A 21,459-nucleotide genomic window follows, 5' to 3' on the forward strand; every position below is an offset into this window, starting at 1 on the left:
CGCAGGGCCCGGACGCGGTTCGGGTGCCCGTCGGGACGTGCGTAGCCTGGCCCCGTGCTGGGCCGTCGGGGTGCGCGGATGGCGAGCCCCGCCGTGCGCGCCGCCCTCGGCGTACCGGCCAGCCAGGTGCTCCTCGCCGCGTCCGGCTACCTCGTGCTCGTCATGGCGGCCCAGCGGCTGCCCGCGAGCGGGTTCGCGATCCTCAGCTCGTTCTATCTCCTGGTGAACACCATCGGCCGCGGCGTCTTCGTGGCGATCGAGCTGGAGGTGACCCGGGCGATGGCCGCGGCGATCGCCCGCGGAGAGAGCAGCGCGCCCACCCTGACCGTGGCGCTCCGGCGTGCCGCGGTCTTCGGAGCGGCGGCACTCGTGCTCGTGCTCGTCTGTGCGCCCCTCGTCCTGGGGACCGGCGGAGGACCGGCCATCGTCGTGCTGCTGGGGTTCGGTGCGTTGTCCACAGCGACGACCTATCTCGTGCGCGGGCCGCTGGCCGCACAACGGCGTTTCCACGCCTACGGCGCGACCTGGTGGGGTGAGGCCGCCATCGCGCTGGCCGGGGCCGGGGTGCTGCTCGGCCTCGGCGTCTCGGACACGGACCTCTGGGCTCTGGTGTTCGTCGTCGCCCCCGTGTCCACGACCGTCATCACCCTCGCGATCGTCCTGCGCGGGCGGCTGGTGGCGAGGCTCCGTCTCCAGCTGTCGGACCTCCGCGACACCGGCGTCCGACCCAGCCCGGACGCCCACCTGACCAACGCCGCCCTCGTCTGGCTCGTCCTCCTGTTCCTGTCCTCCCAGGGCGTGTGGAACCTGGTGCCCGTCTTCGTCACGTCGCGGCTCGGCGCCGAGCCCGCGGCCGCCGCCGCCTTCGTCTCCGTCGCCATCCTCATCCGGGCGCCGGTCTTCGTGTTCCCGGCCGTCCAGGCGTTGCTCATGCCGTCTGCCTCCAGCGCGGCGACCCGTGGCGACCGGGAAGCGCTGGACCGCACGTTCCGGCCCGTGCTGGTGCTCCTCGCGGCCGGCGGCCTCCTCTGGATCGCGGCATGCGTGAGCGTCGTCCCGTGGTTCTCGCGGGTCGTGTTCCGGGCTGCGCAGACCCCGAGCACGACGGTCCTGGCCCTGCTGGGGCTGTCGACGCTGCTGGGTGCCGCGGCCATGGTTCCCCAGACGAAGCTGGTGGCCTCCCTCCGGCACCGCCAGGCGGCCCTCTCGTGGCTGGCCGGCCTCGCCGTCGGCCTCGGCGTCGCCACCGTCGGGCTCCGCCCGGAGCTGGCGGGCGCCCTGGCCCAGCTCGCCGCGGCGTGCGCGGTCGTCGGTCTGCTCTGGTTCTTCGACCGCCGCGCCGCGCGGGGACCCGACCGGGCGGTCGGGCTTCCGGCGGACGGCGGGCCGGGGGGACCCCTCACGGGCGGCTGATACCTTGCCCGCGTGGTGAGCGTGGGCGTCGTCAGGGTCGAGGCCACCAGGGTCTGGAACCGCGCGAACAAGATGGTGCGGGAGGACGGTGCCGGACGCACCGCCGGCTTCTTCGCCGGTCAGGCGTGGGAGCACGCCACCCTGCCGCTGCTGCGCCGCCGCCGCGCCGAAGCCCGGTTCACCTTCGACGGGGCCGAGCTCCCTTACGAGTACTCGCTCTACGGGCAGACCTGGCGCAACGAGCGGACGATCGAGATCGCGATCGCCCGGCACTTCCTCGCCGCCCGGGATGCGGGCCGGATGCTGGAGGTCGGCAACGTCCTCAGCCACTACGGCATCCACGGACACGACGTCCTGGACCGCTACGAACGCGCCGTCCCGGGCGTCCTCAACGACGACGTCATCACGTTCGACCCCGAGACCCGGTACGACACCATCGTCTCCATCTCCACGCTCGAGCACGTGCGCTGTGACGAGGAGGAGAAGGACCCCCGTGGCTCCACGAAGGCGCTGGGGAACCTCCGTCGCCTGCTCGCCCCGGGCGGGCGCATGCTGGTGACGGTGCCGGTCGACTGGCACGCGGGCCTGGACGCTGATCTCGCCTCCGGCCGGTTCGCCCTCGACCGCGGGACGTTCTACCGGCGGACGACCCGCTTCGACTGGGTCGTGGCCGAGCCCGAAGAGGCGCTCGCCATGCGCTACGGATCTCCCTACGAGGCCGCCAACGGCCTGTTCGTCACGACCACGCCCTGACCCGGCCCACCGACCGGATCACTCGGGCTCGCCACGGGTCGGCAGAGGTTCCGCGAGGTCCGAGGTGGAGCCCTCCGCGGCGGCCTCGGCCTCGGCGCGCCACCGGGCCTCGCGCTCCACGGTGAGCCGCAGGGCGCCGACCTCCTCCGCGAGACGCCTGGTCTGCTCCTCCAACGTGCCCACCTCACGGGACAGTTGCAGCGACACGGCGAAGAGCACCAGCAGGGACATCAGGAAGAGCAGGTTGCTCGGCACGGCGACACCGAGGACGGCCGCGGCGCGCACCAGCAGACTCGGGAAGATCGAGAGCAGAACGACGATGCCGGCGACGACGATCCAGAGGGCTGCGTACTTCTCCCGCAGCTTGCGGCGGCGCAGCAGCTCGAAGACGAGCACGAACGCCGCCAGCGCGATCACGAGCGTGATCACCGTGAGCCGGGCCATCAGGCACTCGCGTCCGGCGGCTCGCGGCGCGCGGGCCCCCGCCGGGCCACTGCCAGGAGGATGGCCGCGACGGCCCGCACGAGGTAGGCGGACGACCGCAGCGCACCCTGGCTGGGCCGGCCGGCGGTGCGCTGCCTCATGGCGACGGGCACCTGCTCGATCGTGAGACCTGCACGATGGGCGATCACGAGCGCCTCGACCGTGTCCCCCAGGTACTCCTCGGGGAAGTCGAACGCGAACAGCTCGAGGGCACTCGGTCCGATCATCCGGAACCCCGACGTGGGGTCCGAGACGGGAACACCGGTCAGGCGCGAGAGGATCACCGACAGCGTGCGCATCGCCCACCGGCGCGGGCCGCGCATCGCGTAGTCGCCGACACCCGCGAACCTCGCTCCGATCGCGATGTCAGCCCGCGACATCGTGGTCAGCAACCGCTGGATGTCCTCCGGGTCGTGCTGCCCGTCGGCGTCGACCTGCACTACGTGGCTGTAGCCCGCCTCGAGGGCATAGCGGTAACCGGCCCGCATGGCGCCGCCGACACCGAGGTTGAAGGGGAGGCGCATGACCTGTGCGCCCGCGTCCGCGGCACGCTCGGCGGTGGCGTCGGTCGAACCGTCGTCGATCACGAGCACGTCCGCGGACGGCTGCGTCCGGCGGATCTCCGCGACCACCGACGCGACCGACGCCTCCTCGTTCAGCGCGGGGAGCGCGATGAGGAGGCTCGCACCACGGGTGCGCGCCCGGTGACGTCTCGCACCCGCGAAGAGAAGCCGGTCCTCTGCGTCGGCAGTGTCCGAGACCACGGGCTCATGGTAGGGCGCGAGAGGCCACTCGTTCGGCAACCCCCCGCGCGCGTCAGCCGGGCGTCGTGACGTACAGCCGGCTCTGCCAACGGTCGCCGGCGCTGGTGTCGGGGTCGGCCGTGACGACGCGGGCCCCGCTCCTCTGGACCAGGGCGCGGACCTCGCGCTCCGGCGTCCCGTGCATCTCCATGCCCCTGCGCAACCGGACGGCGACCCTGTTCGGCAGGAGACGCAGCGCGAGCCCGGCCGGGGTGCGGGCCGGGGCGGTCGGCACCTGGAACACGACGACCCCGCCCGGACGGACCACCCGGTGGAACTCGCGGGCGTAGCCATGGGCCAGGGACGGGGGCATGTGCTGGAGGACGCGGCACGAGTAGACGAGGTCGACCGAGTCGGTGGCGACCCCCGCGAGGTCCGCACCGACCACCTGCTCGAACCGGCAGGCGGACGCGGTCACGGTGCGTCGGGCCGCCGCGAGCATCGTCGGCGAGATGTCCAGGCCGAGCACGTCACCGAACCCCGCCTGCGCGAGCCCGTGACTCAGGCGGCCCGCACCGCACCCGAAGTCGAGGGCGCGCCCCCGCCCGGGGTCGAGGCCGAGCTCGGTGAGCCGGGCGAGGACCGCGGCGATCTCCTCGGCGCCGGTCGCCAGGAAGTCCTCCTCGCGCCAGCGCCCGCCGGCCTTGTCGGTGTCGGTGAGCACGGCCCAGAGGGGGTCCTCCTCGCCGAGGCGGGTCCAGGTCCTCGAGACCTCGTCGATGCCCAACTTCTCGCTCCTGGTCGCTCGGCTCACCGGTCGGCAGCCTTGGTGAAGACCGCCTCGTACGCGTCGAGGACGGCCTCGACGCCGAAGTGCTCGTCGGCGGCGGCCCGGCCGGCCGCAGCGTCCGGCGGATCGTCGCGGAGGCGGCGCAGCGCCGCGGTCAGCTCGCGGACGTCGCCGGGTGGGACGACCTCGCCGAAACCGGTGGTCCCGACGACGGTGCGGACGCCCGGCAGATCGCTCACGACCGCCGGGACCCCGGCGCGCATGGCGACGACCTGCACGATGCCGAACGCTTCGAACGCGTTCACCGACGGCAGAGCGAAGGCGTCCAGCGAGGCGTAGAAGTCGTCGAGGCGCTCGTCGGCCACGAAACCCAGCAGCGAGATCCGGGGATCGTCGCCGGCGTGTCGCCGGACCCGATCGACGACGCTCCCGCCCGCCACCCCGAGATAGTCCCCGCCGATGAGCAGCCGGGCGCCGGGGTCGTCGAGGGCGCGGAACGCGTCGACCAGGTGCTCGACGCCCTTCTCCTCCACCAGCCGGCCCAGGAAGCCGACGTGGAAGCCGGTGCCGTCACGGAAGCCGGGCCGACCCTCGCCGCGCGGGAGGCACGGGGGCGGGATCTCGGCGAGAGCCGGCCGGATGACGTCCCACATCCGGCTGTGCCGGGCGTAGTCCTCGCTGCTCACCACCGTCGTCACCGAGTGGCGCAGTGCCCCGGCGCTGGCGCGGTCGATCGCCCGCCGCTGCAGGCCGTTGACCAGTCCGGGGGGCAGGGTCACGTCGCAGTGGTAGGTCGACACCACCGGTACCGACGACAGCCGGCTCAGCAGCCCGGCCTCGATCAGCGGCAGGTGCAGGTTGGCCACCCGCGAACGACGCATCTCGTGGAGCGCCATCCGGGTCAGATTGATCCCGATGGTCCCCTTGCCGACGCGGGCGAGCACCGGCGCGCGCACGATCCGGACGCCGTTCCGCTCGTCGTGGGTGGGCAGCGCCGGGTCGTGCTTGCTGGTGACGACGCACACCCGCCACCCGCGCGCGGCGAGGCCCTCGGCGACGTCCCGGGCGACGTTGGTCAGGCCCGACACGTAGGGCGCGTAGTAGGTGAGGACGATGACGACGTCGTTCACGACGTCCTCGGCGGTGGGCGGAAGCCCTTCCTGCACCGATCGACCTCCCCGCCCGTGGCGTCCGAACCGTCCCGTTCCCCGGGCCCCGACGGTACGGGGGTCGGAGCGCTGCCGGCGCAGTGGGCGGTTAGCGTGGCGACCTCGGCGATCAGGTGGGAGCGGAGGCTTGAGCACGGACGCCCCGTCACGGGACCAGCCGGTCCTCGACAACCCTCCGCAGGGACCTCCGGACCGCGTGCGGCCCATCGCCCGCACGGTCGCCGTGGTCGCCGGACTGGTCGCGATCGTCGGCGCGCTGGTCCTGCCGTTCGCTCCGGTGGACGTGAGCACCCCCGAGGTCCGCTGGCCCGTCGACCCGCGTGACCCCGCGCCGACGATGCTCATGCTCACGGCCTACGAGCCCGTCGACCTCGAGGCCCGCTTCAGCTGCCGGACCGCGCGAGCTGCCACGGCCACGTCGGACGGCGTGGTCCTCTCGACCATGGGTCCGGACTCGCGTGACGCGGACTCGGACGCACTGACGGTCACGGCGCGCGACGGCGGGGTGACGATCCGCAGCGGGGGCCAGGCCCTGTTCGCCGGCGCTCTGCCGGACGGTGACTGCAGGTTCGTCGTCTCCGGCGACGCCGCCGGGATGGCTGTCGCGCTCGACGGCACGGTCGTCTCGACGACCGCGAGCCGCATGCCCGACCCCATCGACCCGGACGAGCTCGAGGAGGGTGAGGAGGAACCCCTCCCCGACGCCGAGCCCGAGGTCGAGCCCCTCACCCCGCTGCCCGACGTGGACGTCCTGCGGACCTCGACACCGGCCTCGCCGGACGCCACCGCGGACGACCTGTCGGTGCGCCTCTCGGTCGACGACGCGTTCAACCACGTCCCCTCCGCCACCAAGTCCGCGCTCATCGTGGTGATCGTCCTGGCCCTGGTCGTGGGGGCCGTGGCGATGTCCGTGCTCGCCCTGCACGCCCGTCGACCCGACCGGGGCGACCGCGAGCGGGGGCCGCCCGGTGAGCGGATTGCCGCCTGGGCCCGGCACCACGGGCGGCGCCACGTGCAGCGCCTGCGAGCGGCGCCGTGGAGGGCGCTGCCGCGCCTCGTGGACCTCGTCGTGCCCGCGGTCCTGATCGCCTGGCTCTTCCTCGCGCCGATCACCGACGACGACGGCTACTACAGCGCGATGGCAGCCAACGTGCCCTTCTCCGGGTACGTGCCGAACTACTACCAGCTCTACAACCAGGGCTTCACGCCGTTCTCCTGGCCCTACTACGCCCTGTCCTGGTGGCAGACGACGTACGGCGTCGGACCGGTGACGCTCCGGGTCCCCTCCCTCGTCCTCGGGATCGCCACCTGGTTCGTGGCCCGGGCGTACGTGGCACGCACGCCACTGCCGGGCTCGGGCCGGTGGACGCCGGCACTGGCCCGGCTGGCCCTGGCAGCGGGATTCCTCGCCTGGTGGCTGCCCTACAACATGGGCGTGCGGCCGGAGCCGGTGGTCGGGTTCTTCACGGTCGCCGCTCTCGTCGCGGTCGCCGAGGGACTCGAACGCCGCCGGCTCGCGCTGCTCGGTCTCGCCGTCGGCCTGGCCACGGCGGGGCTGATGGCCGCGCCGACGGGGTTCATCGCCCTGGCGCCCCTGGTGGCCGCCGCACCGGCGACATGGCGACTGATCCGTGAGGGCTCGGCGACGTGGTGGGCGGCGGTCGGCCGGTGGGTGGTGGTCCTCGCCCCGGGCGCGGTCGGGAGCCTGCTCGGCTTCTCGGACGGCGCCTATCGCGACTTCGTCCGCTCCCAGGCCATCTTCGCCCCGATCCAGCGCGCGCAGACCTGGTACCAGGAGCTCTCCCGCTACGAGTCGCTCCTGGGCACCGCGAACCAGTTCGGGTCCTACGCCCGGCGTGCCGCGGTCCTGGTCTGCCTGCTGGCCCTGGTGTGGTTCCTCGTCCTGCTCGTGGCGACACGGGCCCGCGACATCGTGGTGCCGGCACGCCTCCCCCTCGCGGGGTGGGCGACGCTCCTCGCGTTCGTGCTGCTGCTGCCCACCCCGAGCAAGCCGACCCACCACTTCGGGGCGTTCGCCGGGCTGGGCGCGGTGTTCCTCGCCCTGCTGCTGATCGCCGGCCCCCGGCTGGTCGCCGCCCTCGACCGGGAGCGACGGATCCCGCAGGCCGCGCTGGTCGCCACCGGGCTCTCGGCCGTGCTCGTGCTCGCCCTCGCCGGGCACGGCCGGGACATCTGGCCGTACAGCTGGGGCCTCGGGCAGCCGGCCTACGGCGACTACCCGTCGGTGCGCGGGCTGGATTTCGACCAGCCGCTCTGGTGGGCGCTCGGGCTCGTCGTCGTCGCGGGGGTGCTCGCCCTCGTCGCTCACCTCCGCGCACCGCACCTACGCCGTCTCGCCCTCGCGGGCGCCGTGCCCGTGATGGTCGGCGTCCTGCTCGTGGGGTTCACCGTGTGGACGGTCGGCGACTTCATCCGCGCCGCAGATCGCACGTCGGCCACCTGGTCGCCCCAGGTCGACGCGTGGCGGGACCCGGCGGGAACGCGGTGCGGGCTCGCGCAGCAGATCGACGTACTCGACCCGCGCGGTGCCGAGGTCCTACCGACGGCGGTCCTGCCCGGCGGGACCCCTCCTCCGCCCCTGCTCACCGTCGACTCGCCGGACGCGCCACCTCCTGAGCAGCGCACCGAGCCCTTCGTCCCCGGCGCGGTCTACCCCGACAGCCTTCCGTCGGAGGAGGTGCCGGCCGGGACGCCGACGTGGGGGAGCTTCCTGGTGCCCGAGGAGGGGGCGACCGCCGACGCCCGTGTGGGCGCCTTCACCACCGACTGGTTCCGGCTCCCTCCGGCCGCCACCGACGCGGGGATCGCCGTGGCCGTGTCCGGTCGGACCGGGCGGGACGTCTCGCTGGAGGCGGAGTACGGGCGCGAGACGGCGGACGGATTCACGCTCCTCGGGACCCAGTCGGTCGCGACGCAGGAGGAGTCGACCACGTGGCGGACCGTGCCGCTGATCGACGACGACGCCCCGCCCGCCGGTGCGGACGTCGTGCGTCTCGTCGCGAACGACGCGAGCACCACCACCGGCGGCTGGCTGGGGTTCAGCGCCCCCCTCGAGCGTCGTTGGACGCCCCTGCAGCAGTACCTGCAACCCGACGGTGCGGTCGGTGTCGCCTGGCAGCTCAAATCGCTCTTCCCCTGTCAGCGCCAGCCCCGCCAGGCGAACGGCATCACCGAGCCCGGGATCGCCGCCATCGGTTACGGTGCGACGCCCGAGGCGGCGCTCGGCGACTGGACATGGGACCCGGAGCGGGGCGGCCTCATGGGTCACGCCGAGCGCGAGTCCGACGTCACCCTGCTCACCACCCGGGTGCGGGCCGTCGGCGACGACGTGGACGACGTTCACGTCTGGGACTTCCGCGAGCCCTACCCGAGCCACGCCTACGAGCTCATCCGGAACCGGCAGACCGTCTCCGGACTTCCGTGACGATCAGTCGCGGCGCAGCACGAACAGCGACGACTCACCGCTGCCCGGACGCACTAGCATCCGGCCCGAGAGGAACTGCACGAAGGCCGGCACCGCGTGGACCCCGGCGTCGAGCAGCTTCGGCAGGCGCGAGTACGGGACGTCCCACAGACCGTCGCTGCCCTCGCGCTCGACGGTGAAGCCGTGGGCGGTGAGGAACTCCCGCCACGCGGCATGGGGCTTCAGGTTGATGTGCGTCGGGTCGGCGAAACCCATCCACCGCTCGCCCGCGAGCCGCCGGCCCCGTCCGGCGGGGTCGGGCATGACGACCAGGGCGTGCCCGCCGGGACGCAGGATGCGCCGCCACGTCGTCATGGTCTGGACGGCGACGTCGTCGGTCAGGTGCTCGAGCACGTGGATGGCGGTGAGGGCCCCGAACGACGCCGGCGGGAGCTCGTCCGCCCTGGTGTGCACGGCGCAGCCGGGGGCGTGGCGACGGGCCTGCTCGGCGGAGTACTCGGACACCTCGAACCCCGTCGCCGGGCCCAGCGCCGACAGGCGCCGGACGAGGTGCCCCGTGCCGCACCCGAAGTCCAGGTAGGGGCCGCCGTCGGCGTAGCGGGCGACCAGGCGGGTGTAGTACCGCAGGGCGGGCCGGTCGTCGGCCTGCCCGTTGGAGCGGTAGTAGGCCTCGTCGTAGGTGGTGTGCTCGGGGTTCAGCGGAGGCTCCTCTCGGCGTGACGCATGATCAGGAGGGCGGCCGCGCTCACCAGGACGCCCGCCGCCGACCCGGCGAGGAACCCCACCTCGGCGCCGAGGACGGGGCCGGGCAGCAGCGCGTACGCGAGGCCGGCGGTGACGAGGGCGGCGGCCCAGCTCAGGGCGACGATCCCGTGGCGGGCACGGGCGACGTGCACCTGGGTGACCACGACCAGCCCGATGTGGACAAGGACGCCCGTCGCCATGAGGGCGAGGTCGATCCCACCGACCGCATAGTCGTCGCCGAAGATCAGCGAGATCACCTGCGGCCCCAGCCAGAGCATGACGGGCACCGCGAGGGCGATCAGCCCCGTCATGGCGGCAGCGCCCTTCGCGAGCAGCACCATGACCTCATGCCGCCGCCCCGCGCCGATAAGGCGGGTCAGGGTCGGGACGATCGCCGACTGGAGCGGGACCACCATCGCCAGCGGCGCCTTGATGAGGGTGAACGCCGCGACGAACGCGCCCGCCGTCGCCTCCGCCGCCTCCGGGGACTGCGCGACCACGAGCACCGGCAACCCGTTGAGCAGCAGCTGGGCGCACACCGAGCCGAGCAGCAGGGGCACGCACGCGGCAGTGACCTGACGCGTCGACACTCCCCCGCGGGGGGCCGACGGCGGTGTGTCGGCGACCGCGCGTCGCCACACGTGCGGGAGCTGCGGGAGGTGCGCGAGCGCGATCGCCGCGACGAGGGCCCAGCAGAACGAGGCACTGTCGGCTCCGCCGACGAGGAAGACGGCGACCGCCAGCCCCAGCCGTAGCAGTGCGTCGAGCACCATGATCCCGGCGTGCCGGACCAGACGATCGGTGCCGATGAGCGTGCCGCGCACCAGGAACTGCCCCGCCGAGACCACGCACAGCGCGCCGAGCGCGACGAGGGACGAGACGTTCCCGTCGAAGGAGCGCAGGACGAGCGGGACGGCGAGGAAGAGGACCACCAGCGCGACGGCGGCGAGGACCCCCGCCGCGCCCACACCTGCCCGTAGGAGGGCGCGCCGGTCCTGGAGCTGGGGCAGCCGACGAGCCAGCTCCTGCTCGAGCGGGAGGAACGCGCCGAAGCCCAGCACCATCGCGAGCGCCCAGAAGGCGCCGAACGTCGCGTACTCGGCCGGGGGCAGGATCCGGGCCACGACCGCCAGGTAGACATTGACGATGAGCCCGGAGAGCAGGACCCCCACGCCCGCTGCCCCGACGAGTCGGCGTGCGCTCGGTCGGCCGCGGTCGTGCCAGACGGTGCGGTGCTCCTCGCTCGTGATCCCGATGCCGACAGACTATCCGGACGCCGCCGAGCGGACCCTCAGGCCTGACCCTCCGCGAGCTGCCGGATCAGCCCGCCCGCGAGCACCATGGACACCTGGCGGTCCGAGAGCTGGTGACGGAAGGTGTACTCGGTCCCGTCCACCCGGCCGGTCACCTCGTGCCCCTGCTGCAGCTGCTCGTGCACGTTCTCGAACGACAGGGTCGCGCCCTGGTCGATCTTCGGGTGCTCACCCTCGTCGCCGAACTCGAGCGCGAGGATCCCGAAGTTGGCCAGGTTCTGCCAGTGGATGCGGGCGAAGGACTCGGCGATCACCACACGCAGGCCGAGGTAGCGCGGGCAGATCGCGGCGTGCTCGCGGGACGACCCCTGGCCGTAGTTGGCGCCGCCGACGATCGCGTGGCCGGTCGAGTCCTTGATCTCCTCGGCGTTCGCCGGGTAGTCGGGGTCGATCCGGACGAAGGCGAACTGCGCGAGCTGCGGGATGTTCGAGCGGTAGGGCAGGGCCTCCGCGCCTGCCGGGGAGATGTCGTCGGTGGAGATGTCGTCGCCGACCGCGAGGAGCACCGGCACCTCGAAGGAGTCGGGGAACGGGTCGAACTCCGGCAGCCCGGAGATGTTCGGACCCTTGACCAGCTCCTCGTTCTTCGCGTCCTCCTCGGGCGGCGGCTCCTCGAGCATGTCCGGGATGACGGTGGGCTCGGGGAGGTCCAGGTCGCCCCAGGTGAGGCCGAGCTCCTCGGCGAGCTCGCGGGGGTCGGTGATCTCGCCGCGCAGCGCGCTGGCCGCGGCGGTCTCGGGCGAGCACAGCCAGACCTGGTCGTCCTTGCCGGCCCCGGAGCGTCCGGGGAAGTTGCGGGGGAAGGTCCGCAGGGAGTTCGTGCCGGGCGCGGGGGCCTGGCCCATCCCGATGCAGCCCATGCAGCCGGACTGGTGGATGCGGGCGCCCGCCGCGATCAACGAGGTCGTCCCGCCCCAGCGGGTGAGGTCGACGAGGATGGGCCGCGACGTCGGGTTCACGTCGAAGCTGACGCCGTGGTGGGTCTGGCGGCCGTCGACCATGCGGGCGGCGACGGCGAAGTCCCGCAGCCCCGGGTTCGCCGACGACCCGATGACCACCTGGCCGACCGGCGTCCCGGCCACCTCCCGCACGGGGACGACGTTGGCCGGCGACGACGGCTGGGCGATGAGCGGCTCGAGCTCCGAGAGGTCGATCGACTCGGTGACGTCGTACTCGGTGCCCTCCTCGGCGAGCAGCTCGGTGAAGTCGTCCTCGCGCTTCTCGCCCGCGAGGAAGCGACGCACCTCGTCGTCGGCCGGGAACACGGTGGTGGTCGCCCCGAGCTCGGCCCCCATGTTCGCGATGACGTGGCGGTCCATCGCCGTGAGCGTCGCGAGCGCGGGCCCGTGGTACTCGAGGATCCGGTTGGTGCCGCCCTTGGTGCCGTGACGGCGGAGCATCTCGAGGACGACGTCCTTCGCCGAGCACCACGGGGGCAGCTCGCCGGTGAGCTCGATGCCCCAGATCTCGGGCATGCGGATGGTCAGCGGCTTCCCGGTGATCGCCAGCGCCACCTCGAGCCCGCCGACGCCGATGGCGAGCATCCCGAGCGAGCCGCAGGCCGGGGTGTGCGAGTCGGAGCCGATCATCGTCTTGCCCGGCGCGCCGAAGCGCTGCATGTGCGTCGGGTGGGAGACGCCGTTGCCGGGCTGGGAGTACCAGAGCCCGAAACGCCGGCTGGCCGAGCGCAGGTAGGCGTGGTCCTCGGCGTTCTTCTCGTCGGCCTGGAGCAGGTTGTGGTCGACGTACTGCACCGACACCTCGGTGCGGGCGCGGTCGAGACCCAGCGACTCCAGCTCCTGCATCACGAGCGTCCCCGTCGCGTCCTGCGTCAGGGTCTGGTCGATCCGCAGGGCGATCTCCTCGCCGGGCGTCATCTCCCCGTCGACGAGATGGGACGCGATGAGCTGGTGGGCGACTCCGTGGGGCATGCGGAACTCCCGAGGGGCGGCGGCGGTGGCCCCTCGGGTACCCGATCAGCGCGGTGACGCTGCATCGGGTGGGCGACGTGTGTGGGCTCGGGTGTCAGGCGGGCTTGGCCGCCGCCTTGGTCACGTAGTCCTCGACGACCTGACGGGCCTCGTAGATCGTCCGGGCCGTGCCCCAGGCATTCGGGTCGAGCCTGTTGTGGACCCAGCCGCCGGGAATCTGCCGCGTCCCGAGGCTCAGGTGCCCGACCTCCCGCTGCCACAGAATCTCGGACTGGAATCCGCGCGGGTCGTCCCAGTGCCAGGAATAGCCGTAGTCCTCCTGCTCCTCGAAGACCTCGACGCCATCGATCTCCATGACACGACCTCCCCGTCGGGGCCCAGGGTGGGACTCCCGATCTAGGATCGGTGGCCGCCGTGGTCCTCACGCGTGGCACTCGGAGCATTTTCGATGTGGCGTCCGGCGCAATTCCCCGCCGCCGGACGGATCGAGGTGGAGGACGAACGTGACGGTTTACGTGTCGGTGCCGCAGATTCCCCTGACGCTGAAATTCGAGGAGGACCTCGGCGCGGTCGTCGCGCGGTTCACGGAGATCATCAATGAGGGCGAGGTGCACCGGTACGCGTTCGCCGACAACCAGGTCGTCCTGGTCAACTACGGCGTCATCGCGTCGGTGACGTTCTCCGAGGGTCCGCGCACCCTCGAGGTGTCCGAGCTGAACCGCGGGCTCGCCGCCCGACTCGACGACGCGTGAGCCGTCCAGGTCCGTGACCTGCGCTGAGCAGAGCATCGGCGTGTCCCGTCCGAATGAACGTGACTGCCGCCCGTCGCACTGGTAGTGACGGATGTTGCTGTGGTGACTACCGTGTGCAGCATGCAACGGGTGTTGGGTCTGCTCGCGTTGGCCCTCGTGCTGTTCTGGATCATCGACTCGCCCGCGACCGCGGCGGCGACGGTCACCAGCATCCTGACGATCCTCGCCGGCTTCGCCGAGTCCATCGTGGACTTCTTCCGGGCCCTCTTCTAGGCCGTCCGCCCCCACGTGTGGGCGGAGCGGGGTGCTGGGCACCCGCCTCGTGACATCACCGTCACGAGAGGAGAACGATGCAGGAGCAGCAGTTCGTGTCCGCGGTCAAGGAGAGCCTGGACCTGCCGGACAACCGCACCGCCGAGCGCGCCGTGAAGGCGACGCTGACCGTCCTCGGCCAGCGGCTCGAGGGTGGTGAGGCCAAGGACCTGGCCTCCCAGCTCCCCGGTGGCCTGGCCGACGCGCTGCCGAACGAGGGCGGCGGCGAGCGCTTCGACGTCGACACCTTCTACCAGCGGATCGCCGAGCAGGAGGGCGAGGGCGTCACCGTCGCGCAGGCCCGTCAGCACGCCCGCGCGATCGCCAAGGGCCTCGAGACCGCCCTGACCGACGGCGAGTGGCAGAACTTCACCAGCCAGCTCCCGAAGGACTTCCAGGACTTCCTCGGCACCGACCCGGTGCAGAACCGCTAGTCGGAATCGTCGGGTCGGGCGCCGGCTCCGGCGCGGCGTGCGACGTCCATGACGTACGCGCCGTAGCCGGAGCTGGCCTGCCGCTCGCCGAGCGCGAAGGCCTGGTCGGGGGTGATCCAGCCCTTGGCCAGCGCGATCTCCTCGAGGCACGCGAAGCGCACGCCCTGGCGGTGCTCGAGGACCTGCACGTACAGGCTGGCCTCGATGAGTGACTCGTGGGTGCCGGTGTCGAGCCAGGCGAACCCACGCCCGAGGTCGATCAGGCGGGCGTCGCCGCGGGCCACGTAGGCCTGGTTGACGTCGGTGATCTCCAGCTCGCCCCGCGCCGACGGGGTCAGTGTGCGGGCGATGTCGAGGACGTCGTTGTCGTAGAAGTACAGCCCGGTGATCGCCCGGTTGCTCCGCGGCGCCGCGGGCTTCTCCTCGATCGTGAGCAGCCGGCCGGTCTCGTCGGCCTCGCCCACGCCGTAGCGACCGGGGTCGCGTACCGGGTAGCCGAACAGCACGCAGCCCTTCTCCGCCTCCAGGCGGGCGACCTGGTCCTGAAGGACCGTCGCGAAGCCCTGGCCGTGGAAGATGTTGTCGCCTAGGACCAGGGCGGCGGTGTCGTCGCCGACGTGATCGGCGCCGATCAGGAACGCCTCGGCGAGCCCGTTGGGCGCGGCCTGCTCGGCGTAGTCGAAGCGGACCCCGAGCTCGCCGCCGTCGCCGAGCAGCCGGCGGAACGCCGGCAGGTCCACGGGGGTGGAGATCACGAGGATGTCGCGGACCCCGGCCAGCAGCAGCACCGAGATCGGGTAGTAGATCATCGGCTTGTCGTAGACCGGCAGCAGCTGCTTGGACACCGCCCGGGTCACCGGGTGCAGCCGCGAGCCGGAGCCGCCCGCGAGCACGATCCCCTTCACGCCCGGCCCCACACCGCGCCGGCACCCTCGACCACCGGCGCCCGGCCGAGCAGCGGGCGCCACCATTCCTCGTGGGTCCGGTACCAGTCGACGGTCGCCGCGATGCCCTCGTCCCACCCGATCCGCGGCGCCCAGCCCAGCTCCGAGCGAAGCTTGGTGGAGTCGAGCAGGTAGCGGCGGTCGTGGCTGGGCCGGTCGGGGACGATGGTCTTGAGCTGTGATGCTTCCTGGGGCCCGAGCCCGAGTGCGCCGAGCACCGCGTCTGCGATGCCCTCGACGTCGACCTCGTGCCCGGAGCCGACGTTGTAGGTCTCCCCGACCCGGCCGTGGTGGACCACGGCGTCGATCGCCGCGGCGTGGTCCTCGACGTGCAGCCACTCCCGGCGGTTCTTCGTCGACGCGTACAGCGGGAGCGGCTCCCCGGCCAGCGCCCGCGTGGTGAACAGCGGGATCACCTTCTCCGGGAACTGGAAGGGCCCGTAGTTGTTGCTGCAGTTGGTGATCGTGATCGGCACGTCGTAGGTCAGCCCGTAGGCGCGCACCACGTGGTCGCCGCCGGCCTTGGCCGCGTTGTAGGGCGTGCGTGGGCGGTACGGCGACTCCTCGGTGAACGACTCGTCGACGTCGAGAGGCAGGTCGCCGTAGACCTCGCAGGTGGAGATGTGGTGGAAGCGGCCCACCCCGACCCGGCGGACCGCCTCGAGCAGGCCCTGGGTGCCCATCACGTTGGTGGCGAAGAAGTCGCCGGGACGGAGGATGGCGAGGCTGTTGTGCGACTCCGCGGCGAAGTTCACCACCACGTCCACGCCGTACGCCCGGAGCAGGTGCTCGACGAGCTCGGTGTTCGCCATCGAACCGTGCACGAACTCGACGCCGTCGAGGCCCTCGACGTTCTCCCGCACCCCGGCGTAGGTCAGCGCGTCCAGCGCCACCACCCGGTCCCCGGGATGCTCACGGCGCCAATACCGCACGACGTTCGAGCCGATGAACCCGGCCGCGCCGGTCACGAGCACGGTCGCCACCGGTGGCCTCCCCTGGTCGTCCCGCGCGCCCGTCGCACCGGGCTGGTCGACGCCCGATGCTGCCACGACCACCGGCGGAGCCGGGCCGGCCCTCCCGGCGCGGGGCCCGCTACAGCGTCGCGGCGGGCGGCGGAGGCGGCGTCGCGCCGGCGTCGGCGTCGTCGCCTCCGGGCAGGTGCACGTCGGTGATGACGATGTTGAGCTCGACGACGGTGACGCCGGCGATCTCCTCGACGGCCTTCGGCACGTGGCGGCGCAGCGCGCGGACGAGCTCGCGGGCCCCGACGCCGTACTCGATCTCGACGTCCAGCCCGATCCGGGCCGTCTGGTTCTCGAGCTCGACGCGGACGCCTGCGGTGTTCTCGGTGCTGCCCGTGAGCGTCTGGCGCACGGCCCCGACGGCGCGGGAGGAGCTGGCTCCGAGCGCGACGACCCCGGGGATCTCACGGGCGGAGAACGCCGTCACCTTCTGGACGACCGAGGGGAGCACCTCGGTGGTGCCGTCGACGGCGGTCGGATCGCCGACGGCGCCGGCGCCGCCGACCGACGTGGCCGTCGGGGTGGGGCTGGAGGGGGTGCTGCTCGGACGCTCGGCGCTGGTCATGTGCCCCGAGTACCCCGCCTCGTCCCGGCGGAGTCCGATCCCGTGCGCACGATCGGGCACCGCGGTCAGCGGTCGCGGGGCAGGAGCGGGCCCAGCGGTCCGAGATCCAGGTTGAGGTCGTCCGCCGTGAGCCCGAACTGCTCGGTGAGCTCGTCCATCGCCTCCGCCAGCAGCATCAGTGAGGTGCCGAGGTCCTCCTCCTGCTGCTCGGTGAGGTCCCCCTGGTCGACGCGCCGGATCGCCTGTCGCTCCATGAGCTGGCGCAGCAGCTCGACGATCGTGAGCACCAGCTTCATGAGATCTCGGCGGACCGCGTCCTTGTCGATCTCGATGCGGTTCGCCCGCTCACTCATCGCCCAGCTCCAGCTCCCGGGCCGTCAGGGCCTTCGGCGCGGCGGCCCCGTTCCGCGGCGTGTCGCCACGTTCGGCCCGCTCCGCGAGCGTGCCCTGCCGCTCCACCGGCGCGATCGACATGACGAGGGCGCGGAGCGAGATGCGCACGAGGTCGACCCCGGCGAGCGAGATCGTCAGGTCGCCGACGAGCACGACGCCGCCGGCGAGCAGCCGGTCGAGCAGGTCGACCAGGGCGACCTCCTCGTTCCCGAACAGCGACGTCGCCCGTGGCTCGAGCTCTCCCGAGGACGGGCCCGTCACGGCGCCGATCCCCCTGAGGAGGAGGTGGCGGCGGCGGCGAAGGAGTAGGGGACCCAGGGCCCGGTGAGCTCGACCCGCACCTTCGGGTGGTCCTGGTAGGAGGCGACGACGGCGCGGAGCTCGTCGACCCGCTCGACCGGCAGCAGGTAGGCCTGGTTGAGGACCATCGGGTCGGTCTGCCCGGACAGCTGGGCGTCCTGGAGCCGGTGGCTCTTCACAGCCGCGGCGAGGGCCGAGACGGCCGCGTCCACCTCGTCCGCGGCCCGTCGGGCGTCCTCGAGCGTCGTGTCGCCCTCGCGCAGGGCCTTCCGTCGCCGGCGGAGGTAGTCCGCACCCGACTTCGGCTTCTCGGCCTCCGCCTCGGCCGCGGCCGGGCTCCCCTTGCGGGCGTAGACCTTGAGGCCCCACTCGGCGCGTCCGGCGAGGCGGTCGAGCACCGCGGAGAAGGTCTCGGCGCTCTCGTCGAGCACGGCCCGCACCCGCTCGTCGTCGAAGTACACCGTCGCCAGCCCGAGCGGCGCCACGAGGTGGTCGCGTCCGAGGGTGTCGACGACGTGGTGGTGCGCCCGGGCGGTCGCGGCCAGCCACTCGAGGTCCTCGAGGCGCTCCTCGAGCGCCCGTTCCTGGAACTCGGCGCGGTCGGCGTCGCTCACCACGGCCGTCACGCCGCGGTGCTCGACGGTCCGGACGGGCCGTCCTCCGAGCCCCTCGAGCCCCGCGACGGCGGCGGGGTCGACCTCGCGGGCGACGGCGTAGACGTAGGTCAGCGTGTCACTCATTCCTCCGCCTTCCGACGTCGGCGCGGAGCGGCCTTCCCCCCGCCGCCCTGTCGCGCCGTCTGCTTCGACCGCCGCGCGGGCTGGGGTTCGGGTTCCTCGGTGTCGTCGACGATCTCGGCGTCGACCAGCTCGTCCTCGTCGTCGGCCTCGTCGTCCACGCCCTCGAGGTCCTCGGGCTCCTCGTCACCCTCGAGGGCCGCCTGCCCGTTGCGGCCCTCCAGGGCCTCGAGGCGCTCCTTCAGCCGGCGGTTCTCCTGTTCGAGCTCGCTGTGTCCCGAGGAGAGGGTGGGGTCGCGCTCCCACCAGTCGATGCCCATCTCCTTGGCGCGGTCGACGGACGCCACGATGAGCCGGAGCTTGATCGTCAGCAGCTCGATGTCGAGCAGGTTGATCTGGACGTCGCCGGCGATGACGATGCCCTTGTCGAGGACCCGCTCGAGGATGTCGGCGAGGTTCGTGCCGTCGCCGCCACCGCCCTGGGCGGCCGGCTGGCGGCCGCCGGCCTGGTTCGGGGCGGACGGCATCTGCCCTGTCCAGCGCACCGGGTCACTCATGGTCACTCCCTCTCGTGTCCCCCGGCTCGCGTCGGGCCGTCACTCGTCGTCGCCGCGACCCCGTGTGTAGCGCTTCAGCCGTTTGTAGCTGATCAGCTCGCCGTCCTCGTCCATCTCGGCCTCGTAGATCGCCAGGATGTCGGTCGACTCGGGGATGCGGTGGCTCTCCACCACCTCCAGACCCACGACGTAACCCTCGTCGGTGCGGCGCACCGAGGTGATCGACTCGCTCTCCTTACCGCTCATCTCCATCACCTGCTCCGCAGCGAAGCGAGCGATCTTGCGAGCGGGGATGGGCTTCTTGGGCGCCGGCTCGGGGTCCGGTTCGGGCTCGGATTCCTCGACGCTGTCCGGCTCCTCGACGCCCTCGGGCTCGTCGAGGTCCTCGGCGTCGTCGGCGTCGTCGACCTCGTCCAGGTCCTCGGGCTCGTCGGCCTCGTCGACGTCGTCGGCGTCGTCGGCGTCGTCGACCTCGTCCAGGTCCTCCGGCTCGTCGATCTCCTCCGGCTCGGCCGCGTCCTCGCTGGTGTCCTCCGCGCGGCGGCGGCGGGGCCGTTCCTGCTCGCTCTCCGAACGGCGCCGGCGGCGCGGACGCTCCTCGCCCCCACCGGAGTCCGTCGGGGCCTCGTCGGCGGCGGGCCGGCGTCGACGACGGGGTCGTTCCTGGTCCGGGGCCGAGTCGCCGTCCTCCTCTGTCCGGCGCCGACGGCGCGGGCGCTCGTCGTCCGATCCGGCGGTGCCGTTCCCGGCGTCGGACGTCCGGCGCCGCTTCGGGCGCTCCTCGTCCGAACCGCTCGACGACTCCGACGTCCGACGCCGCTTCGGGCGCTCCTCATCCGAACCGCTCGACGACTCCGAGGTCCGACGACGTCGCGGCCGGTCGCCCTCCGCCTCGCCCTCCGAACGACGTCGCCGGCGTGGACGCTCCTCGTCCGAGCCGGACGCGGTCTCGGACGTGCGGCGCCGACGGCGCGGCTTCTCCTCGCCCGAAGAGTCCGAGGACTCCGAAGGGGTCGGGTCCCCGTTCGACCGGCGTCGTTCGGGCGCGTCCTCTCCGGATTCCCCGGACGCCGCCGACCGTCGGCGGCGGGGCCGCTCCTGATCGGTGACGCGCGGGGCGTCGTCGTCCTCGGTGACGTCGGCGGACCGCGTCACGTGCCACCCCCGCCCACGAGGCGCTGCAGCAGGACAGTCTGCTGCTCGTCCCGTTCGTCCTCGCTGATCTCACCGCGGTCGAACGCGGCGTCCAGCTCGTCGATCTGCGCACGGATGACGCCGGGGTCGTTCATCTGGTGGTCGACCTGGTCGGCGATCTTCTCGCCGACCCAGGCCACCCCGCGGACCGGGGCGAGGGGCAGGAGCAGCAACTCGGTGAAGAAACCCACGATGCGCCGGCCCTCAGGCCTGGGCCTCGGGGGGCGCTTCGAACTCGGGCAGGAAGTCGAAGGCCGCCGTGGGCCCGATGAGCCGCAGCTCGACCCGTCCCGCCCAGGCGTTGCCCAGGTCGTCGACGGCCTGCTCGAAATCGTCACGCCCGTCGGTCTTGACGAGGAACGCGAGGTGCACGGCCCCGTTCTCGCCGCCCGCCTCCTTCACCTCGGTCGCCACCGCGAACTTCGAGAGCGCGTCGACCGTGGCCTGCGCGTCCTCCTGCCGCAGCTGGTCCATCGCCTTCGAGATCGACTCGCCGAGCTGGATGCGGTCGTAGTAGCTCGCGTCCTCGTCGACCCCGGCGATCTTCTCCCGCAGCTGCTGGATGCGGGGATCGGACTCGACGATGCGGGTGAGGATGACGTCCTGGTTGTAATCGCCGCGCAGCCGGAACTCGAGATGGCCGCGGAGCTGATCGAGCGCGCGCAGGAAGTAGTCCTGGTGCGGCTTCAGCAGCTCCTCGGCGACCGCGTCGTCGTCGGTGACGACCGCCCCGAAACGCATCGGGAGGACGGGCACCTCCTGCGCGATCGCGTTGAGGACGGCCTCGTGCGCCATCAGGTCGCGCCGGGTGCCCAGGGGTCGGTCGGCGGAGACGTCGCTGACGACGGCCGCCAGCCCGCCCTCGGTGACGAGACCCAGCTCGCCGTCCTCGTCACCGTGCGGGATCGGCTCGAGCCCGTCGGGGATGCGCATCCCCGCCGGGACGATGCCGTAGATGTAGGACCCGCGGGTCGTGCTCCGGGACTTGGTGGAGTCCTCCGTCGTGGTCACCTCGGCCCCCTCATGCCTTCTCGCGCTTGCTCTGCTGGCGCTCGCCGCGGACCTCGTCCCACTTCTCCTTGCCGGCGTCGAGCACCCCCTTGGTCTTGCCCTTCGCGCCGCCCTCGGTGGCGCCCTCGGTGAGGCCGCCCATGAACTCCCCGAGGTCCTTGCCACCCTTCTGATGCAGGTCGAGGCGGTTCGTGGCCTCGGCGAACTTCAGATAGGTGTCGACACTGGCCACGACGATCCGGGCGTCGATGGTGATCAGCTCGATGCCGACCAGCGACACCTTGACGAACGCATCGATGACGAGGCCCTTGTCGAGGATGAGATCGAGGACCTCGGCGAGCCCGCCCTGGGGCGCCTTCTGGACGCCGCCGCCCGATTGCTGGCTGATCGTCACGCTGTCTCACTTCCTCCCTGTGCGGATCGCCCACGACGGGCCCCGGTGACCGGGACCCGT

At 72.6% G+C, this 21,459-nt stretch carries 25 protein-coding genes; 6 read left to right on the forward strand and 19 right to left on the reverse strand.

What is annotated here, in order from left to right:
- The first annotated feature begins 78 nt into the window (after nt 1-78).
- Together PH189_RS02910 and PH189_RS02915 are read left to right on the forward strand one after the other, a co-directional pair.
- On the forward strand, nt 79-1,413 hold the full coding sequence (locus PH189_RS02910) for a hypothetical protein (protein WP_274187252.1): 1,335 nt from the start codon (nt 79-81) through the stop codon (nt 1,411-1,413).
- 12 nt (nt 1,414-1,425) lie between these two features.
- On the forward strand, nt 1,426-2,166 hold the full coding sequence (locus tag PH189_RS02915) for a methyltransferase domain-containing protein (RefSeq protein ID WP_274187253.1): 741 nt from the start codon (nt 1,426-1,428) through the stop codon (nt 2,164-2,166).
- Between the two features lie 18 nt (nt 2,167-2,184).
- On the opposite strand, the gene PH189_RS02920 is transcribed toward PH189_RS02915, so the two are convergent.
- The 4 genes from PH189_RS02920 to PH189_RS02935 form a co-directional block, all read right to left on the reverse strand.
- Nucleotides 2,185-2,610: a DUF2304 domain-containing protein gene (locus PH189_RS02920; RefSeq protein ID WP_274187254.1), complete on the reverse strand. Its 426-nt coding sequence runs from the start codon at nt 2,608-2,610 to the stop codon at nt 2,185-2,187.
- Entirely contained in the window at nt 2,610-3,323 is a 714-nt protein-coding gene (locus PH189_RS02925; protein WP_274187577.1) for a glycosyltransferase family 2 protein, read from the reverse strand. The genes PH189_RS02920 and PH189_RS02925 overlap by 1 nt, the downstream gene beginning before the upstream one ends.
- A 142-nt stretch (nt 3,324-3,465) precedes the next feature.
- Nucleotides 3,466-4,179, reverse strand: a complete 714-nt coding sequence (locus tag PH189_RS02930) for a class I SAM-dependent methyltransferase (protein WP_274187255.1) — start codon at nt 4,177-4,179, stop codon at nt 3,466-3,468.
- A 23-nt stretch (nt 4,180-4,202) separates the two neighbouring features.
- Nucleotides 4,203-5,348 carry a glycosyltransferase family 4 protein gene (locus PH189_RS02935; protein ID WP_274187256.1) on the reverse strand — a complete coding sequence of 382 codons (1,146 nt, stop codon included), beginning with the start codon at nt 5,346-5,348 and terminating at the stop codon, nt 4,203-4,205.
- A gap of 130 nt (nt 5,349-5,478) precedes the next feature.
- Here PH189_RS02935 and PH189_RS02940 point away from each other — a divergent pair, with 130 nt between their 5' ends.
- Nucleotides 5,479-8,796: an arabinosyltransferase domain-containing protein gene (locus PH189_RS02940; RefSeq protein WP_274187257.1), complete on the forward strand. Its 3,318-nt coding sequence runs from the start codon at nt 5,479-5,481 to the stop codon at nt 8,794-8,796.
- 3 nt (nt 8,797-8,799) lie between these two features.
- On the opposite strand, the gene PH189_RS02945 is transcribed toward PH189_RS02940, so the two are convergent.
- The 4 genes from PH189_RS02945 to PH189_RS02960 all read right to left on the reverse strand — a co-directional run bounded on the left by PH189_RS02945 (nt 8,800) and on the right by PH189_RS02960 (nt 13,139).
- Nucleotides 8,800-9,495, reverse strand: coding sequence for a class I SAM-dependent methyltransferase (locus PH189_RS02945; RefSeq protein WP_337994128.1), 696 nt, complete (start codon nt 9,493-9,495; stop codon nt 8,800-8,802).
- A complete protein-coding gene (locus PH189_RS02950; RefSeq protein ID WP_274187258.1) occupies nt 9,492-10,712 on the reverse strand; it encodes a lipopolysaccharide biosynthesis protein in 1,221 nt (406 codons plus the stop codon). Before PH189_RS02950 ends, PH189_RS02945 begins: the two co-directional genes overlap by 4 nt.
- Nucleotides 10,713-10,831: 119 nt before the next feature.
- The gene (locus PH189_RS02955; protein WP_274187259.1) at nt 10,832-12,784 is read right to left on the reverse strand and encodes an aconitate hydratase; all 1,953 of its coding nucleotides are present in this window, start codon (nt 12,782-12,784) and stop codon (nt 10,832-10,834) included.
- Nucleotides 12,785-12,878: 94 nt separating this feature from the next.
- Nucleotides 12,879-13,139 (reverse strand): helix-turn-helix domain-containing protein, encoded by a 261-nt coding sequence (locus PH189_RS02960; RefSeq protein ID WP_274187260.1) that lies wholly within the window; start codon nt 13,137-13,139, stop codon nt 12,879-12,881.
- Nucleotides 13,140-13,287: 148 nt separating this feature from the next.
- Here PH189_RS02960 and PH189_RS02965 point away from each other — a divergent pair, with 148 nt between their 5' ends.
- From PH189_RS02965 to PH189_RS02975, 3 genes are all read left to right on the forward strand, one after another.
- Nucleotides 13,288-13,536 (forward strand): hypothetical protein, encoded by a 249-nt coding sequence (locus PH189_RS02965; protein ID WP_274187261.1) that lies wholly within the window; start codon nt 13,288-13,290, stop codon nt 13,534-13,536.
- 120 nt (nt 13,537-13,656) lie between these two features.
- Complete coding sequence (locus tag PH189_RS02970) at nt 13,657-13,809, forward strand: hypothetical protein (RefSeq protein WP_274187262.1); 153 nt, start codon at nt 13,657-13,659, stop codon at nt 13,807-13,809.
- A 77-nt stretch (nt 13,810-13,886) separates the two neighbouring features.
- Nucleotides 13,887-14,282, forward strand: a complete 396-nt coding sequence (locus PH189_RS02975; RefSeq protein ID WP_274187263.1) for a DUF2267 domain-containing protein — start codon at nt 13,887-13,889, stop codon at nt 14,280-14,282.
- Here the strand turns inward: PH189_RS02975 and rfbA are convergent.
- The 11 genes from rfbA to gvpJ all read right to left on the reverse strand — a co-directional run bounded on the left by rfbA (nt 14,279) and on the right by gvpJ (nt 21,399).
- Entirely contained in the window at nt 14,279-15,187 is a 909-nt protein-coding gene (gene rfbA / locus PH189_RS02980; protein WP_274187264.1) for a glucose-1-phosphate thymidylyltransferase RfbA, read from the reverse strand. The genes PH189_RS02975 and rfbA overlap by 4 nt on opposite strands.
- Nucleotides 15,184-16,209: a dTDP-glucose 4,6-dehydratase gene (gene rfbB / locus PH189_RS02985; protein WP_274187265.1), complete on the reverse strand. Its 1,026-nt coding sequence runs from the start codon at nt 16,207-16,209 to the stop codon at nt 15,184-15,186. The genes rfbA and rfbB overlap by 4 nt, the downstream gene beginning before the upstream one ends.
- 109 nt (nt 16,210-16,318) lie before the next feature.
- Nucleotides 16,319-16,813: an Asp23/Gls24 family envelope stress response protein gene (locus tag PH189_RS02990; protein ID WP_274187266.1), complete on the reverse strand. Its 495-nt coding sequence runs from the start codon at nt 16,811-16,813 to the stop codon at nt 16,319-16,321.
- Between the two features lie 65 nt (nt 16,814-16,878).
- Nucleotides 16,879-17,166 (reverse strand): gas vesicle protein K, encoded by a 288-nt coding sequence (locus PH189_RS02995; RefSeq protein WP_274187267.1) that lies wholly within the window; start codon nt 17,164-17,166, stop codon nt 16,879-16,881.
- Nucleotides 17,159-17,422 carry a gas vesicle protein gene (locus PH189_RS03000; protein ID WP_274187579.1) on the reverse strand — a complete coding sequence of 88 codons (264 nt, stop codon included), beginning with the start codon at nt 17,420-17,422 and terminating at the stop codon, nt 17,159-17,161. The genes PH189_RS02995 and PH189_RS03000 overlap by 8 nt, the downstream gene beginning before the upstream one ends.
- A gap of 41 nt (nt 17,423-17,463) precedes the next feature.
- A complete protein-coding gene (locus PH189_RS03005) occupies nt 17,464-18,246 on the reverse strand; it encodes a GvpL/GvpF family gas vesicle protein (protein WP_274187268.1) in 783 nt (260 codons plus the stop codon).
- On the reverse strand, nt 18,243-18,800 hold the full coding sequence (locus PH189_RS03010; protein ID WP_274187269.1) for a gas vesicle protein: 558 nt from the start codon (nt 18,798-18,800) through the stop codon (nt 18,243-18,245). The genes PH189_RS03005 and PH189_RS03010 overlap by 4 nt, the downstream gene beginning before the upstream one ends.
- Nucleotides 18,801-18,839: 39 nt before the next feature.
- Nucleotides 18,840-19,955, reverse strand: coding sequence for a gas vesicle protein GvpO (gvpO, locus tag PH189_RS03015; protein ID WP_274187270.1), 1,116 nt, complete (start codon nt 19,953-19,955; stop codon nt 18,840-18,842).
- On the reverse strand, nt 19,952-20,185 hold the full coding sequence (locus tag PH189_RS03020; protein ID WP_274187271.1) for a gas vesicle protein GvpG: 234 nt from the start codon (nt 20,183-20,185) through the stop codon (nt 19,952-19,954). The genes gvpO and PH189_RS03020 overlap by 4 nt, the downstream gene beginning before the upstream one ends.
- A gap of 13 nt (nt 20,186-20,198) precedes the next feature.
- On the reverse strand, nt 20,199-21,005 hold the full coding sequence (locus PH189_RS03025) for a GvpL/GvpF family gas vesicle protein (protein ID WP_274187272.1): 807 nt from the start codon (nt 21,003-21,005) through the stop codon (nt 20,199-20,201).
- A 10-nt stretch (nt 21,006-21,015) separates the two neighbouring features.
- Nucleotides 21,016-21,399, reverse strand: coding sequence for a gas vesicle protein GvpJ (gene gvpJ / locus PH189_RS03030; protein ID WP_274187273.1), 384 nt, complete (start codon nt 21,397-21,399; stop codon nt 21,016-21,018).
- Nucleotides 21,400-21,459 lie beyond the last annotated feature (60 nt).

Source organism: Actinomycetospora chibensis (assembly GCF_028737215.1).
GTDB lineage: Bacteria > Actinomycetota > Actinomycetes > Mycobacteriales > Pseudonocardiaceae > Actinomycetospora > Actinomycetospora chibensis.